Source organism: Streptomyces sp. NBRC 110611 (assembly GCF_001590865.1).
In the GTDB taxonomy this organism is placed as follows: Bacteria; Actinomycetota; Actinomycetes; order Streptomycetales; family Streptomycetaceae; genus Streptomyces.
Genome location: NZ_BBUY01000007.1, coordinates 166,957 through 182,124, shown reverse-complemented (window position 1 = coordinate 182,124; position 15,168 = coordinate 166,957). Strand labels below are relative to the sequence as shown.

11 protein-coding genes and 1 tRNA gene are annotated in these 15,168 nt (G+C 70.1%); 5 read left to right on the top strand and 7 right to left on the bottom strand.

Annotated features, from left to right (window positions below; genetic code table 11):
• Window positions 1-209: 209 nt before the first annotated feature.
• From AZE13_RS17890 to AZE13_RS17885, 3 genes are all read right to left on the bottom strand, one after another.
• Window positions 210-1,217, bottom strand: coding sequence for a DUF3068 domain-containing protein (locus tag AZE13_RS17890; protein ID WP_066932401.1), 1,008 nt, complete (start codon window positions 1,215-1,217; stop codon window positions 210-212).
• 18 nt (window positions 1,218-1,235) lie between these two features.
• Entirely contained in the window at window positions 1,236-1,370 is a 135-nt protein-coding gene (locus AZE13_RS35695) for an SPW_0924 family protein (RefSeq protein WP_107288372.1), read from the bottom strand.
• A gap of 361 nt (window positions 1,371-1,731) precedes the next feature.
• Complete coding sequence (locus AZE13_RS17885; protein WP_066932399.1) at window positions 1,732-3,642, bottom strand: lytic transglycosylase; 1,911 nt, start codon at window positions 3,640-3,642, stop codon at window positions 1,732-1,734.
• 164 nt (window positions 3,643-3,806) lie between these two features.
• Between AZE13_RS17885 and AZE13_RS17880 the strand changes: the two genes are divergently transcribed.
• Window positions 3,807-4,925, top strand: coding sequence for a DUF4184 family protein (locus AZE13_RS17880; RefSeq protein ID WP_066932397.1), 1,119 nt, complete (start codon window positions 3,807-3,809; stop codon window positions 4,923-4,925).
• A 125-nt stretch (window positions 4,926-5,050) separates the two neighbouring features.
• Here the strand turns inward: AZE13_RS17880 and polA are convergent, their stop codons facing one another.
• Window positions 5,051-7,789: a DNA polymerase I gene (gene polA, locus AZE13_RS17875; protein ID WP_066932395.1), complete on the bottom strand. Its 2,739-nt coding sequence runs from the start codon at window positions 7,787-7,789 to the stop codon at window positions 5,051-5,053.
• A gap of 272 nt (window positions 7,790-8,061) precedes the next feature.
• Between polA and AZE13_RS17870 the strand changes: the two genes are divergently transcribed.
• Window positions 8,062-10,395, top strand: coding sequence for an FdhF/YdeP family oxidoreductase (locus AZE13_RS17870; RefSeq protein ID WP_066932393.1), 2,334 nt, complete (start codon window positions 8,062-8,064; stop codon window positions 10,393-10,395).
• Window positions 10,396-10,582: 187 nt separating this feature from the next.
• Complete coding sequence (locus tag AZE13_RS17865) at window positions 10,583-11,050, top strand: PaaI family thioesterase (RefSeq protein ID WP_066932391.1); 468 nt, start codon at window positions 10,583-10,585, stop codon at window positions 11,048-11,050.
• An 81-nt stretch (window positions 11,051-11,131) separates the two neighbouring features.
• Here the strand turns inward: AZE13_RS17865 and AZE13_RS17860 are convergent, their stop codons facing one another.
• Window positions 11,132-11,794, bottom strand: a complete 663-nt coding sequence (locus AZE13_RS17860) for an ANTAR domain-containing response regulator (RefSeq protein WP_066932389.1) — start codon at window positions 11,792-11,794, stop codon at window positions 11,132-11,134.
• Window positions 11,795-11,883: 89 nt separating this feature from the next.
• Here AZE13_RS17860 and AZE13_RS17855 point away from each other — a divergent pair.
• Window positions 11,884-11,966 (top strand) — tRNA-Leu (locus AZE13_RS17855).
• Window positions 11,967-12,052: 86 nt separating this feature from the next.
• Window positions 12,053-12,841: a hypothetical protein gene (locus AZE13_RS17850; protein WP_066932386.1), complete on the top strand. Its 789-nt coding sequence runs from the start codon at window positions 12,053-12,055 to the stop codon at window positions 12,839-12,841.
• Between the two features lie 57 nt (window positions 12,842-12,898).
• Here AZE13_RS17850 and pyk read toward each other — a convergent pair whose 3' ends face one another.
• Window positions 12,899-14,335, bottom strand: a complete 1,437-nt coding sequence (gene pyk / locus AZE13_RS17845; protein ID WP_066932384.1) for a pyruvate kinase — start codon at window positions 14,333-14,335, stop codon at window positions 12,899-12,901.
• A 145-nt stretch (window positions 14,336-14,480) separates the two neighbouring features.
• Window positions 14,481-15,164 carry an SIMPL domain-containing protein gene (locus AZE13_RS17840; RefSeq protein ID WP_066932382.1) on the bottom strand — a complete coding sequence of 228 codons (684 nt, stop codon included), beginning with the start codon at window positions 15,162-15,164 and terminating at the stop codon, window positions 14,481-14,483.
• Window positions 15,165-15,168: the final 4 nt, after the last annotated feature.

The following is a 15,168-nucleotide window of genomic DNA, read 5'->3' as shown; positions in this document are numbered from 1 at the left end:
GTCACGCACAGCCGGAACAAACTCACCGTCCGTATTCGTTGCCGCAATATGAAGGAGGCACCACACGGCAGGCAACGAGGCAAGACAGGTCACCCAGCACCGAGTAACGCAGAACGCAGCAACACGAACCAGAACGCAGTAACAACACGCGCAGTAACAACACGCAAGGAGGCACACCGGTTCAGATGTCAGACGTGAGACGTCAGACGTCAGACAGCGGGCCTCGGCCGAGGAGGCGTCGCCGGGACCCGGCCGGCGACGCCGCCGCCGGCGCCGGGACGCCGACTACGGCCCTCCAGGTACAGCGAGAGTGACAGCAGCGCGGCTCCCAGGACGAGGAACCCCCACGGCAGGTATCCGGTGAGCAGCAGGACCAGCCGACGCTGGGATGCGACAAGGGCGACGGTCGAGTCAACGTAGTCGTCGCGCATCTTCACATGGCCGGCGAATGCGGTGACCTTGCCACCGCCGGGCAGCAGGTAGCCGCCGCGCAGCTCCTCCCGGTGGATCTCCTGACCGTTGACCGGAGCACCGGTGACCGGATCCACCCAGAACATCCGCTTGGTGGTGTACCACCGCGTGGTTCCCGCCTTCTCAACGGACTCCGGCATGACGCCCTCGACCGGCAGCTTGCTGGGGAGCGGAACCCTGGTCCAGGGGATGGTCTGCTCGAAGTAGTAGACCTCCAGACCTCGGAAGGTGCGGGTGCCCTTGTAGTGGATGGGCGCGGAGGTGCGGGTCTGGGCGTCGAAGTACGTGTAGTCGCGCTTCTCGGTGAGGAACGGCCACTTGTACTCGATGCCTTCGCGACGTACGGGGTCGCCGTCGACCATCTCGCCGGTGGCGTGCACGGGTTCCTGGGAGTGCGCGTCGAAGATGTAGCGCTCGGGGACTTCGGAGACCATCGCGCCGTCGGGGCCGGCGACGTAGGACAGTGCGTCCCAGACGACGACATCGCGGCCGGCGGTCTTCTCGATGCGGTCGGAGGCGGCGACGTTGCCCTTGAGGGTCTGAACGATGGTGACCTTGGGGACCTGCTCGGCCTTCATCGTGCGGTAGTTGATGAGGGTGGCGGGCTTGGCCTCCAGGACCATGTTCTGGTACTGGCCGGGCGGGACCTTGGCCAGCCGGGGGAAGGCGTACCAGCGCATGAGCGGGGACAGCGCGGTGAAGAAGACGGCGAAGGCGAGCAGGACCAGGCTGGCCGTACGGCGCATGGCGGGGGCGTCCCTCCCTCAGGGGTGCTTGGGGACGGTGGTGAGCAGCGGCTTGGGCGAGGTGGTGCCGCTGGGCGCACCGATCGCCGTGATGGCGAAGACGAGTGCGAGGGCCGCAGCCAGTCCGGCCGCGGCTGCTGTCAGGGCGCGCATGGCCGGCCTCCCAGTGAACTGATACGGCGTCAGGCGGGGGCACCGTAGCAACGGGTGGGCGAGATGAGAACACGTTGCGCTGGGCGCACGGAGCGGCGGAGGGCCACGGAGAGGCGGGGAGGCGGGGAGGCGGGGAGTTATAGCAGCGGGGGCGTCGAGCGCTGGAGTGTCTGCGTGCCCGGGGTGCGCGGGGTGCCCGGGGTGCGCGGGGTGCGCGGGGTGCCCGGGGTGCACGGGGTGCCCGGGGTGCGTAGCGGCTGCCGGTCCCTGGCGTGGGGCCGCCGTCCTGCCTTGGGCGGAGGGGCAGGACGGCGGTGAGGAGGAGGGGGAGGGAGGGGGCGGGCTGCCCGGGGGGGGTGGGTCAGGAGGAGGTGGGGGTGGTGACCTTGAGGGGGATGGTGAGGGTGGTGCTGCCGTCTGCGGTGGTCAGTTGCAGCAGGAATGTTCCGGTGTGCGTGTCGGTGTAGATCTTGGGGAGCTTGAGCAGGCCGCTGGCGTCCGTGGTGAGACCGGTGAGGGTGCGGGTCGGCTCTTGGCTGTCGTCCGTCAGGGCGCTTGTGCCGTTGGGATTGGCGGCCCTGGGGTTGGCGGCCTTGGGACTCTTGGGGCGCTCGGGGGCTGTGGGGGGTTTGAAGTAGGGGCCGTGGTGGTTTTCGGTGGGGTTGTCTGGGTCGGCGGTGACCATGGTGGCGGTGAGGGGCACGCCTGCGGCGATCTTGCCCTGGCATGTCGCCTTGACCTCAATGGCGTCGTCCGCGAAGGCCTGGCCGGCGGTGGCCGTCAGGTCCTTGTCCGAGGTACGGACGAGCTGGTCGGCCTTGGGTGTCGGCTTGAGCTGGACGGTGACCTCGAAGCGGACGGGAGGCACGGTGCGGCCGATGGCCGTCGCCTGGACGGTGAACATGCCGGCCCTGTCCCCCGCGTGCAGTGTGGGCGCGGTGGCCAGGCCGTCCTTGCCGGTGGTGACGGTGACGGCGGTCGCGCCGTCGGGGAAGCGGGCGTCGGTGGACGCGGGGAGGGTGAAGCGGACGGGGGCGCCGGCGACCGGCTTGCCGGTGGAGTCCTCGGCTCGTACCCGGATGGCGGCGGCGAAGTCGGTGCCGGAGGTGGCGGTCAGCTTGTCGTCACCGATCCGCCGGAGGGCGGTGAGCGGGGCGGGCTCGGCGGGCGGCTCGGGAGTGGGCTTGGGGGTGGGGGTGGGCTTGGGGGTGGGGGTGTCCGGGCGGTGGGGGGTGTTGCGTGGAGGGTTGGCAGTGGCCGGCTTGTTCGGCTTCGGGCCGTCGTGGCGGGAGCGCGCGTCCGGGGCCGTGGCGTCCCGGTGGTGGTCCTTGCGGTCGTCGGGCCGACGGGTGTCGGGGCCGTGGACGGTGGAGGTGCCGGCTCCGTTGGTGGTGTTGAGGTGTCCGCGTCCGGTGCGGTGCACGGGGAGTACGCCCTTGCCGTCGGGTACTTCGTGGGTGCCCTGGCGGTAGAAGGTGTACCAGGACAGCACGGTGCGCAGGTAGTCCCGGGAGTTGTTGTAGCCGAGTATCGCCCGGTCCAGGTCCTGTTGGGAGGAGAGGTCGCGGCCGCCGGAGCAGAGGTAGTGACCGGCGGCGAGTGCGGCGTCGAAGATGTTGTGGGGGTCCTTCTTGCCGTCACCGTTGCCGTCGGCGCCCCAGCCGGTGCCGTCGGGGCCGTCCTGGGACCAGGTGGAGGGGATGAACTGCATGGGGCCGACGGCGCGGTCGTGGGTGAGGTCGCCGTCGTAGCGGCCGCCGTCGGTGTCGAGAATCTGGGCGAAGCCCTGGCCGTTGAGCTGAGGGCCGAGGATCGGCTGGAGGGTGGTGCCTTCGGCGTCGACGGCTCCGCCACGGGCCTGGCCGGATTCGACCTTGCCGATGCCGGCGAGCAGTTGCCAGGGGAGCCGGCAGCCCGGGTCGGAGGCGCTGATCCGGAAGGCGGCGTTCTTGTAGGCGGCGAGGACGGTGGCGGGGATGCCGGCCTCGGCGGGGCCGGTGGCGATGAGGTCGCCGTCGCGGGCGCCGGCGCCGGGAGCGGGGCGCTGGGAACCGTCCGCCGGCACGGGGCTGTCGAGGGGCGGAAGGTCGGTGTAGTACGGGGAGCCGCCGTCGATGGGGGTGTCGGCGGGGGGCGGGGCGGGCTGCTGTCCCTTGGCCGCGGCGCTGGTGACGGCCGGCGACTGAGAGGCGGTCAGGGCGGCGAGCACCAGGGCCGCCACGGCCGTCGAGGCCGCTCCCCTACGGAGCCGCCTACGGGATATGGCTGCCATGTGTGGTTCCCCTCCGCGTTGACCGCTGCGCGTTGACGCCGCGTTGCATGACGTGGTGTTGCGCTCCCCGGCGCTGCCGAACTCCGGCACACTACGACAACCCGGGCTCGGCATCTACCACCTGATCGGTCACATAATGATCCGAATCGATCAAGGAGGAGTGTATGCCGTTCACGCTCAGCCATGCCGCGGCGGTACTGCCGCTCATGCGGCGGCGATCCGGCTGCACCGGGGCGGCGCGTGGTCCGCTGGTCGCCTCGGCGCTTGTCGCGGGGGCGCTCGCGCCGGACATGACGTACTACGCGGACTCGGTGGTGCCGGGCGGGATGGAGTTCGGGACCTTCACCCACTCACTGTCCGGTGTGCTGACGGTGGACGTTCTGGTCACCGTTGCGCTCGTCGCGGGCTGGCTGCTGGTGCGTGAGCCGGTACTGGCCCTGCTGCCCGCGGCGCGGCGGGGGCGGGTGTCCGCATGGGTCCGCGGGCGGCCATGGCGGCCGCGTGGGGTGCGTGAACTCGCCGCACTGGCCGCCCGGTTCGCGGTGTCCGCGGTGCTCGGGTCGGCAACCCATGTGGTGTGGGACTCGTTCACGCATGTGGGCCGCTGGGGCGCTCGGCTGGTGCCGGGGCTGGACGGGGTGGTGGGCGGGGTGCCGGCGGCGACGTATGTGCAGTACGGGACGTCGGCGGTGGCGATGGCGGCGATGGGGTGGTTCGTGTGGTCGGCGCTGCGGGGCGGCGGTCTCGGTGGTGTCGACGGTGCGAACGGCAGAGAGCGCGGAGAGCACGGCAGGGCGGATGCCGGTGAGGGTGAAGGTGAAGGTGATGGCGTGGTGGGCGCGGCGGGGGGCACTGGCGCCGGTCCGTCGTTGGCGGTGGGGGTGCGGTTGCTGCTGAGTGTGCCGCTGGTGCTGGGTGTGCTGCTGGGCGCGGCGCACCGAACGGTGCGGGCGTACGCGGAGTACGGGGGCGCGGCGGGCTGGTTCGACTACGTTCCGACCGTGCTGTTCGGTGCGGGTGCGGGCCTCTGCGCGGGGCTGGTGCTCTACGGGACGGGGGTGCGGCTGCTGGTGTGGCGGGCGGGCCGGAGCCGCCCTGCGCCGGGGACGGTGCGGGGTGCGCAGGCCCGCGCGGAGGCGGATGCCGCGGGAGCCACCGGCAGGAGGGGCACAGGTGTGGAGGCCACCGCGGCGGGAGCCGCCGGCGCGGGAGCCGATGCGCGGGGCGACGTGGCCCCCGGTACGGCGGCGGGCGCGTCGGAGGTGTCGCCCACCGCCGACTGAGCCGCGCCGCCGCGTCCACTCGTCAGACCGCTTCGTCCGGGCGCCAGACCGCCCCGTCCACTCGTCAGGCCGCCCCGTCCACTCGTCAGACCGTCCCGTCCGCTCGTCGAGCCGTCGGCGTCCGGTCAGTGTGCCGCCGACTCCCAGTCCTTGCCGGAGCCGACCGAGACGTCGAGAGGGGCGCGCAGTGCGACCGCGTCGGCCATCTCGCGGCGGACCAGGTCTTCGACCGCGGAGCGCTCGCCGGGGGCCACCTCGACCACGATTTCGTCGTGGACCTGCAGCAGCAGCCGGGATTCCAGTCCGGCCGCACGCAGTGCCTCGTCGACCCGCAGCATCGCGATCTTGACGATGTCGGCGGCGGTGCCCTGGATGGGGGCGTTGAGCGCCATCCGCTCGGCCATCTCCCGGCGCTGGCGGTTGTCGCTGTTGAGGTCCGGGAGGTACCGGCGGCGGCCGAGCATGGTCTCGGTGTAACCGGTGGCGCGGGCTTCGTCGACGACCCGGCGGAGGTAGTCGCGGACCCCGCCGAACCGCTCGAAATAGGTGTCCATCAGCTTGCGGGCCTCATCGGGCTGGATACCCAGCTGCTGGGAGAGGCCGAAGGCCGACAGGCCGTAGGCGAGGCCGTAGGACATCGCCTTGATCTTGCGGCGCATCTCGGCGTCCACCTCGGTCTTGGCGACGTCGAAGACCTGGGAGGCGACGGTGGTGTGCAGGTCCTCGCCGGAGGTGAAGGCTTCGATCAGGCCCTCGTCCTCGGAGAGGTGGGCCATCACGCGCAGTTCGATCTGGCTGTAGTCGGCCGTCAGCAGCGACTCGAAGCCGTCACCGACGACGAAGCCGCGGCGGATCGCCCGGCCCTCGTCCGTGCGGACCGGGATGTTCTGCAGGTTGGGGTCCGTGGAGGAGAGCCGGCCGGTGGCGGCGACGGTCTGGTTGAAGGTGGTGTGGATCCGGCCGTCCGCGGCGATGGTCTTGATCAGACCCTCGACGGTGGTGCGGAGCTTGGCCTGCTCGCGGTGGCGCAGCATGATCACCGGCAGTTCGTTGTCGGTCTGCGCGGCCAGCCAGGCGAGGGCGTCGGCGTCGGTGGTGTAGCCGGTCTTGGTCTTCTTGGTCTTGGGCAGGCCCAGCTCGCCGAAGAGGACTTCCTGCAGCTGCTTGGGCGAGCCGAGGTTGAATTCATGGCCGGCGGCGGCATGCGCCTCCTGGACGGCCTGCTGTACGGCGCCGGCGAACTGCTGCTCCATCCGCTCCAGCCAGGCCCGCTCGGCGGCGATGCCGGCCCGTTCCATCCGGGCGAGCAGTCGGCTGGTCGGGAGCTCCACCTCGTGCAGCAGCTCGGCCGCGCCGACCTCGGCCAGTTTCGCCTCGAAGGCCGCCCCCAGGTCGAGGACGGTACGCGCCTGCACCATCAGGGCGTCGGCCTCGGCCTGCTCGTCGGCGCCGAACGCCAGCTGGCCGTCGCCGGGCGCGGCCGGGGCGAGATCGCGGCCGAGGTACTCGATGGACAGGGCGTCCAGCGCGAAGGAGCGGCGGCCGGGCTTGACCAGGTACGCGGCCAGGGCGGTGTCCATGGAGACGCCGTCGATGTGCCAGCCGTGCTCGCCGAAGACCCGCATGAGGCCCTTGGCGTTGTGCAGCACCTTGGGGCGGGCGGGGTCGGCGCTCCAGGAGGCGAACGCCTGCTCGTCGGCCTCGTCCAGCTGGGACGGGTCGAACCAGACGGCCGGGCCGCCGGCGGTGGCGAGCGCGACCTCGGCGACGTTTCCGCTGCCCAGGCTCCAGACGTCGACGGTGGCCATGCCCAGGGTGCCGCTACCGTGTTCGGCCAGCCACGGAGCGAGTTCGCCCGTGCCGAGGACCGCGCCGTCCACCTCGACACCGGCGGCGGGCGCGGCCTCCTCGGTCGTCCCGGCGGCGCCCGGGTCGACGGCGAGGAGCCGGTCGCGCAGGCCCGGGTTGCGGATCTCCAGGGCGTTGAGGAACACCTTGAGGGCCTCGCGGTCGTAGGCCTCGCGGGTCAGCTCCCCGGGCCCGCAGGACAGCTCGACGTCCCGCACCATCTCCGTGAGGCGGCGGTTGAGCTTCACCGCTTCCAGGTGCTCGCGGAGGTTGGCACCGGCCTTGCCCTTGACCTCGTCGGCGCGCTCGACCAGCTCCGCGAACGAACCGAACTGGTTGATCCACTTCGTGGCGGTCTTCTCGCCGACGCCGGGGATACCGGGGAGGTTGTCGGACGGGTCGCCGCGCAGCGCGGCGAAATCCGGGTACTGGGCGGGGGTGAGGCCGTACTTCTCGAAGACCTTCTCCGGGGTGAAGCGGGTCAGCTCGGAGACGCCCTTGGTGGGGTAGAGGACCGTGACGTCGTCGGAGACCAGCTGGAAGGAGTCGCGGTCGCCGGTGACGATCGAGACCTGGAAGCCCTGGGCGGTGGCCTGCTCGGTGAGGGTGGCGATGACGTCGTCGGCCTCGTACCCCTCGACGGCGAAGCGCTTGACCCGCATCGTGTCGAGGAGCTCACCGATCAGCTCGACCTGGCCCTTGAACTCGTCGGGGGTCTTGGAGCGGTTCGCCTTGTAGTCCGCGAACTCCTCGGACCGCCAGGTCTTGCGGGACACGTCGAAGGCCACCGCGAAGTGCGTAGGCGCTTCGTCGCGCAGAGTGTTCGCGAGCATCGACGCGAAGCCGTAGATCGCATTGGTCGGTTGACCGGTGACGGTGGTGAAATTCTCCACGGGCAGGGCGAAGAACGCCCGGTATGCCATGGAATGCCCGTCCATCAGGAGCAGGTGGGGACGGCCACCCGCCGCCGCCTCGGTGCCGGTCGCTTCGTTCTTCTTCGCTGCCTTTGCTGCCACGCCCCCGATCCTGCCACGGCCCACTGACAATCCCCGCCGCGACCGCCGCCCGGCGGGGGCGTACACGGTCCGGCGCGGGCCGCACACGATCCCGCCGCCTCCCCACACGCGGCCCGGCCCGCGCCCAGCCCGCCCCCACCTCCGTGTCCGCCTCCGCCCCTGCGCCACCACTACGCCACCGCACCCGGACCGTGACAGGATCGGACACGTACCGCAACGATCCGCCGCACCCGGTGGAGCGAGCACCAGCCCACGGCTCAAGGGAGAGCGCCATGGCAGGCAAGCCGCCCTCGTCCGACCCCATCCAGGACGCGCCCCAGGTCGGCGAACCCCAGCACGCCGCCGTCGGGCTCCCGGCCATCACCCACGCCCTGCGGATCTCGCAGAAGCAGATGGGCGTCCGCCGCACCGCCCTGACCCTCCTCCGCGTCAACCAGCAGAACGGCTTCGACTGCCCCGGCTGCGCCTGGCCCGAGCCGGACAAACCGCACACCGCGGAGTTCTGCGAGAACGGCGCCAAGGCCGTCGCCGAAGAAGCCACCCTCCGCCGCGTCACCCCCGACTTCTTCGCCGCCCACTCCGTCGCCGACCTCGCCACCCGCAGCGGCTACTGGCTCGGCCAGCAGGGCCGCCTCACCCACCCCATGTACCTGCCCGAGGGCGCCGACCACTACGTCCCCGTCCCCTGGGAGCAGGCCTTCGACATCATCGGCGAGGAACTGACCGCCCTCGACTCCCCCGACGAAGCCGTCTTCTACACCTCCGGGCGCACCAGCAACGAGGCCGCCTTCCTCTACCAGCTCTTCGCCCGCGAATTCGGCACCAACAACCTCCCCGACTGCTCGAACATGTGCCACGAGTCGTCGGGCTCCGCCCTCACCGAAACCCTCGGCGTCGGCAAGGGCAGCGTCCTCCTGGAGGACCTCTACCAGGCCGACCTGATCATCGTCGCCGGCCAGAACCCGGGCACCAACCACCCCCGCATGCTCACCGCCCTGGAGAAGGCCAAAGCCGGCGGAGCAAAGATCATCTCGATCAACCCGCTCCCCGAAGCCGGCCTGGAACGCTTCAAGAACCCCCAGACCCCACGCGGCCTGGCCGGCGGCGGCACCGCCCTCACCGACCTCTTCCTCCAAGTACGCCTCGGCGGCGACCAGGCACTCTTCCGCGCCTTCAACCGCCGCATCCTCGACACCCCGGGCGCCGTCGACGAAGACTTCATCCGCGAACACACCCACGGCTTCGAGGAGTTCGCACGGCTGGCACGGGGCGGCGGCGACAACGCCGACAACGGCGGCAGCGAGAGCGGCAGCGACAGCAGCGGCATCGACGACGAGACGCTCGCCGCCACCGGACTCACCCACGAAGAGATCGACCGCGCACTGGAGATGATCCTCGCCTCCCGGCGCACCATCGTCTGCTGGGCCATGGGCCTCACCCAGCACAAACACGCCGTCCCCACCATCCAGGAAGTCGTCAACTTCCTCCTCCTGCGCGGCAACATCGGCCGCCCCGGAGCCGGCGTCTGCCCCGTACGCGGACACAGCAACGTCCAGGGCGACCGCACCATGGGCATCTTCGAACGCCCCGCCCCCGCCTTCCTCGACGCCCTGGAGAAGGAGTTCGGCTTCGCACCACCCCGCGAACACGGCCTCGACGTCGTCCGCGCCATCCACGCCCTGCGCGACGGCCGCGCCAAGGTGTTCCTCGCCATGGGCGGCAACTTCGTCGCCGCGACACCCGACACCGACGTCACCGAAGCCGCCATGCGCCGCGCCCGGCTCACCGTCCACATCTCCACGAAACTCAACCGCTCACACGCCGTCACCGGCACCCACGCCCTCATCCTGCCGACCCTGGGCCGCACCGAACGCGACCTCCAGGCGAGCGGCGAGCAGTTCGTGACCGTCGAGGACTCCATGGGCATGGTGCACGCCTCCCGCGGCCGCCTGGAACCCGCCGGCCCCCACCTGCTCTCCGAGACCGCCATCGTCACCCGCCTCGCCCGCCGCGTCCTCGGCCCCGGCAGCCACACCCCCTGGGAACAGTTCGAGCAGGACTACGCGGCCATCCGCGACCGCATCGCCCACGTCATCCCGGGCTTCGAGAACTTCAACACCAAGGTCGCCCACCCCGGCGGATTCGCCCTCCCGCACGCCCCCAGGGACAGCCGCCACTTCCCCACCGCCACCGGGAAAGCCAACTTCACCGCCGCACCCGTCACATACCCCGCCGTCCCCGAAGGCCGGCTGCTGCTCCAGACACTGCGCTCCCACGACCAGTACAACACCACCATCTACGGCCTCGACGACCGCTACCGCGGCATCAAGAACGGCCGCCGCGTCGTCCTCGTCCACCCCGACGACGCCCGCGAACGCGGCCTCGCCGACGGCGCGTACACCGACCTCGTCAGCGAATGGACCGACGGCAGCGAACGGCGCGCGACCGGCTTCCGCGTCGTGCACTACCCCACCGCCCGCGGCTGCGCCGCCGCCTACTACCCCGAGACCAACGTCCTCATCCCGCTCGACCACACCGCCGACACCAGCAACACCCCCGCCGCCAAGTCCGTCGTGATCCGCCTGGAAAGCGCCGCTCAGGGCTGACCGCCCCGTACGGAACCCCGCACTACGCACACACGCCGCGGCCTGATAAGAACAGCACGGACCGACGAACAGCGCCGATCGGCGTACGGAACGCCACGAACGGCGTACGGCACGACCGGCGACGAAGACGACGACCGGCGCGACGACCACGCGCAGACGATCAGGCGCAAGCGAACGGAGCCGCAGCATGGGTGAGCGCAGCACCACGAAGTTTCCGCAGGAGATCCTCGACCAGTGGGCCGGACGCGGCCTCGACCTGCCCGCCCTTTTCTCCGCCGGAAACCTCGGCGAACGGATGAGCGTCCAGGTCACCGAGGCCGCCCCGGACCGCGTCGTCGGCACCATGCCCGTCGAGGGCAACACCCAGCCCTACGGGCTGCTGCACGGCGGCGCCTCCGCCGTCCTGGCCGAAACCCTCGGCTCCGTCGGCTCCATGCTGCACGCCGGCCCCACCAGGATCGCCGTCGGCGTCGACCTCAACTGCACCCACCACCGCGGCGTCCGCTCCGGCCTGGTCACCGGCGTCGCCACGCCCGTCCACCGGGGCCGCTCCACCGCCACGTACGAGATCGTCATCACCGACGAACACGACAAGCGGGTCTGCACCACCCGCCTGACCTGCATGCTGCGCGACGCCGGCACCGACCGCGGCTGACCGGAACGGCCCCACACACGAGCGGCCCCGCACCGATCACCTCGGTACGGGGCCGTCCGCGCACACGCACACCACGCGCAGCTACTGGTCCTTCTGGTCCTTCTTCTGCTGCTTCTTCTCCTCGGCGTCCTCGATGACCGCCTCGGCGACCTGCTGCATCGACAGCCGGCGGTCCATCGACGTCTTCTGGATCCACCGGAACGCGGCCGGCTCGGTCAGCCCGTACTGCGTTTGCAGAATGCTCTTCGCGCGGTCCACCAGCTTCCGCGTCTCCAGCCGCTGGGTGAGGTCGGCGACCTCCTTCTCCAGCGTCTTCAGCTCGGTGAACCGGCTCACCGCCATCTCGATCGCCGGCACGACGTCGCTCTTGGAGAACGGCTTCACCAGGTACGCCATGGCGCCGGCGTCCCGCGCCCGCTCCACCAGCTCGCGCTGCGAGAACGCGGTCAGCATCAGGACCGGGGCGATGCTCTCCTCGGCGATCTTCTCGGCGGCGGAGATGCCGTCCAGGACGGGCATCTTCACGTCCAGGATCACCAGGTCGGGGCGGTGCTCCCGGGCCAGCTCCACGGCGGTCTGGCCGTCCCCGGCCTCACCGACGACGGTGTAGCCCTCTTCCTCGAGCATCTCTTTGAGATCGAGGCGGATGAGGGCCTCGTCCTCGGCGATCACGACTCGCGTGGTCAGCGGCGGGACGTGCGACTGGTCGTCATCGGCGACGGGCTGGGGCTCGGCGGCGCTCACGTGACTCCTCGTTCCGGGCAGGTGGTGCCATTGCAGCCTACCTAGAGGCGACCAGCATTCCGCACAGGGTAGGGTGTCTTGGGCACCTAGCCGGGTTGGCGGAATGGCAGACGCTGATGCCTCAAAAGCATCTGTCCGAAAGGGCGTGCGGGTTCGAATCCCGCACCCGGCACCTCTGAAACAAGCGGAGCTTCACGTTCTCGTGAATCGCACGCATTTTCGTTGCGTCGCTTACGTGGCATCACGCAGAGTGACTACATGAACTTTCACGGCACAGACGTGCGACAGAAGGCGATCACTCAACTCCGCGCCGGGGCGAGGAACTCACACGTGGCCCGTGCCCTGGGCGTACCACTTGGCACTGTTGGCTACTGGCTGCACATGGAGCGCGCCAAACGCGGAGAGTGTCCTGGTGCGCACAACCCGAAGTGCCCGCGATGCGACGGGCGAGAGCTGGACCAGCCGGCGTACGCCTACCTCCTGGCCCTCTACCTCGGCGACGGCCACATCATCCAGTACTCGGAGCACCGCGTACCCAACCTCATGATCACGTGCGGAAACGACCGGCCTGGTCTCATGGATGCCTGCGAAGCCGCGATGCGCGCGGTCTTTCCAGACAACTCCGTGTGCCGAGTCAGCCGGACCGGCTGCCACAACGTGAAGGTCTACTCCAAGCACCTATGGTGCATGTTTCCTCAGCACGGCAAGGGTAAGAAGCACGAGCGGCCGATCGCCCTCGAACCGTGGCAGCAGCAAATCGTGGACGAGCACCCCTGGGAGTTCGTACGCGGGCTGATCCACTCTGACGGCTGTCGGATCACCAACTGGACCACGAAGATGGTCGGCGGGGAGCGCAAGCGCTATGAGTATCCGCGGTACTTCTTCACCAACAAGTCCGACGACATTCGGCGGCTCTTCCCGGACACGCTGACCAAGGTCGGCGTCGAGTGGACGACCCTCGCCCGTGGTAGCGACCCGTTCAACATCTCCGTGGCCCGCAAAGCCTCTGTGGCGCTTATGGATCAACACATCGGGCCGAAGTACTGACGGGGACGGCAGTCAGTTCCTCGGCCCAGGGGAGCGTGGTGCGTGGTGCGGGTGCGGCTACTTCAGGATTTCGTCCTCGCCGATGTGGTGGACGCGGACGAGGTTGGTGGAGCCGGGGACTCCGGGTGGGGAGCCGGCGGTGATGATGACGAGGTCGCCCTTGCGGCAGCGGCCGATCTTGAGGAGTTGCTCGTCGACCTGGGCGACCATCTCGTCGGTGGAGTTGACGGTGGGGCCGAGGAAGGTCTCCACGCCCCAGCTGACGTTCAGTTGGGAGCGGGTGGCGGGGTCGGGGGTGAAGGCGAGGAGGGGGATGGGTGAGCGGTAGCGGGAGAGGCGGCGGACGGTGTCGCCGGACTGGGTGAAGGCGACGAGGAACTTGGCGCCGAGGAAGTCGCCCATTTCCGCGGCGGCGCGGGCGACGGCGCCGCCCTGGGTGCGGGGTTTGCTGGTTTCGGTGAGGGGTGGGAGGCCCTTGGCGAGGATGTCTTCTTCGGCCGCTTCGACGATGCGGCTCATGGTGCGGACGGTCTCGGTGGGGTATTTGCCGACGCTGGTCTCGCCGGAGAGCATCACGGCGTCGGTGCCGTCGATGACGGCGTTGGCGACGTCGGAGGCTTCGGCGCGGGTGGGGCGGGAGTTGTCGATCATCGAGTCGAGCATCTGGGTGGCGACGATGACCGGTTTGGCGTTGCGCTTGGCGAGTTTGATGGCGCGCTTCTGGACGATGGGGACGGTTTCGAGGGGCATTTCGACGCCGAGGTCGCCGCGGGCGACCATGATGCCGTCGAAGGCGGCGACGATGTCGTGGATGTTGTCGACGGCCTGAGGTTTTTCGATCTTTGCGATGACGGGGAGGAAGCGTCCTTCCTCGCGCATGATGCGGTGGACGTCTTCGATGTCGTGGCCGGTGCGCACGAAGGAGAGGGCGATGAGGTCGGCGCCGTAGCGCAGCGCCCAGCGGAGGTCGTCCTGGTCTTTTTCGGAGAGGGCGGGGACGGAGACGGCGACGCCGGGGAGGTTGAGGCCTTTGTGGTCGGAGACCATGCCGCCTTCGATGACCTTGGTGCGGACCCGGGGGCCGGAGACCTCGGTGACCTCCAGGGTGACCTTGCCGTCGTCGACGAGGATGCGTTCGCCGGTGGTGACGTCGGCGGCGAGGCCCTGGTAGGTGGTGCCGCAGAGGTGGCGGTCGCCTTCGACGGATGGTTCGACGGTGAGGGTGAACTCGTCGTCGCGTTCGAGAAGTACGGGACCTTCGCGGAATCGGCCGAGGCGGATCTTCGGGCCTTGAAGGTCGGCGAGGATGCCGACGCTGCGGCGGGTCTCCTCGGATGCTTTGCGGACCCGGTCGAAGCGGGCTTCGTGGTCGGGGTAGGTGCCGTGGCTGAGGTTGAAGCGGGCGATGTTCATTCCGGCGTCGACGAGGGCTTTGATCTGCTCGTACGAGTCGGTGGCGGGTCCCAGTGTGCAGACGATCTTTGCTCGGCGCATGGGTCGACTCTATGGCTTACCGGAGGGTAGGGAACTGTGGCGGGGTGACTGCTCAACGAGCTTTGAATGAAAGGCTGTTGACAAGTATTGGAATGGGCGCGAAGGCGCTCCGATGAGCGGATTTCCGCCCTCGCGCGGTGGTGTGTCAGAGGGCGGGGCGGGTCATCGTCAAGCGTGCGTTGACGGCGGCGTGGACGGTTTGCTGCTGGGGTTCGAGGTCGAGGGCGGGGGCGGATTCCTGGGTGGCGGCGCGGCCGGCGAAGCCTCGCATGCCGGGGGGCGGGGTGAAAGCCTGGTTCTCGGCGCCGAGGTCGGCGATTTCGAGGAGGGCGTCGAGGCGGGCGCCGAGGGCTTCGGCGTATTCGCGGGCGCGTTGGACGGCGTCGTGGACGGCCTGGGTGCGGGCGGTGCGGTGGGCGGGTGAGTCGGGGCGGAGGGCCCACCAGGGTCCGTCGACGCGGGTGAGGTCGAGGTCGGCGAGGCGGGTGGTGAGTTCGCCGAGGGCGGTGAAGTCGTTGAGGGTGGCGGTGTGGGCGACGCGTCCGTGGTAGGCGCGGACGCGTTCGTGGCGGCCTTTGTCGGTGAGTTGGGGGGTGAGGGTGAAGGCGCCGGTTTCGAGTTTTTCGACGGCGTCTCCGTAGCTCTTGATGAGGGTGAGGGCGTGTTCGTTGCGGCGGGTGAGGTCGGCGAGGGTGGTGTTGCGGTTGGTGCCGCGGGCGCTGAGGGTGACGGTGATGCGGGCGATTTCGGGGGCGACTTCGAGGTGGGCTTCGCCGCGTACGGCGAGGCGGGGGGTGTCGGGGGTGCCGTAGGGCAGGGGGTCGGTCATGGGT

Bases quoted from the DNA above. Each gene is read 5' to 3' on its own strand.
- pyk (WP_066932384.1), bottom strand. From the start codon at position 14,335: ATGCGCCGAGCAAAGATCGTCTGCACACTGGGACCCGCCACCGACTCG.
- AZE13_RS17890 (WP_066932401.1), bottom strand. From the start codon at position 1,217: ATGCGCCGTACGGCCAGCCTGGTCCTGCTCGCCTTCGCCGTCTTCTTC.
- AZE13_RS17840 (WP_066932382.1), bottom strand. From the start codon at position 15,164: ATGACCGACCCCCTGCCCTACGGCACCCCCGACACCCCCCGCCTCGCC.
- AZE13_RS17865 (WP_066932391.1), top strand. From the start codon at position 10,583: ATGGGTGAGCGCAGCACCACGAAGTTTCCGCAGGAGATCCTCGACCAG.
- AZE13_RS17880 (WP_066932397.1), top strand. From the start codon at position 3,807: ATGCCGTTCACGCTCAGCCATGCCGCGGCGGTACTGCCGCTCATGCGG.
- AZE13_RS17870 (WP_066932393.1), top strand. From the start codon at position 8,062: ATGGCAGGCAAGCCGCCCTCGTCCGACCCCATCCAGGACGCGCCCCAG.
- AZE13_RS35695 (WP_107288372.1), bottom strand. From the start codon at position 1,370: ATGCGCGCCCTGACAGCAGCCGCGGCCGGACTGGCTGCGGCCCTCGCA.
- AZE13_RS17850 (WP_066932386.1), top strand. From the start codon at position 12,053: ATGAACTTTCACGGCACAGACGTGCGACAGAAGGCGATCACTCAACTC.
- AZE13_RS17885 (WP_066932399.1), bottom strand. From the start codon at position 3,642: ATGGCAGCCATATCCCGTAGGCGGCTCCGTAGGGGAGCGGCCTCGACG.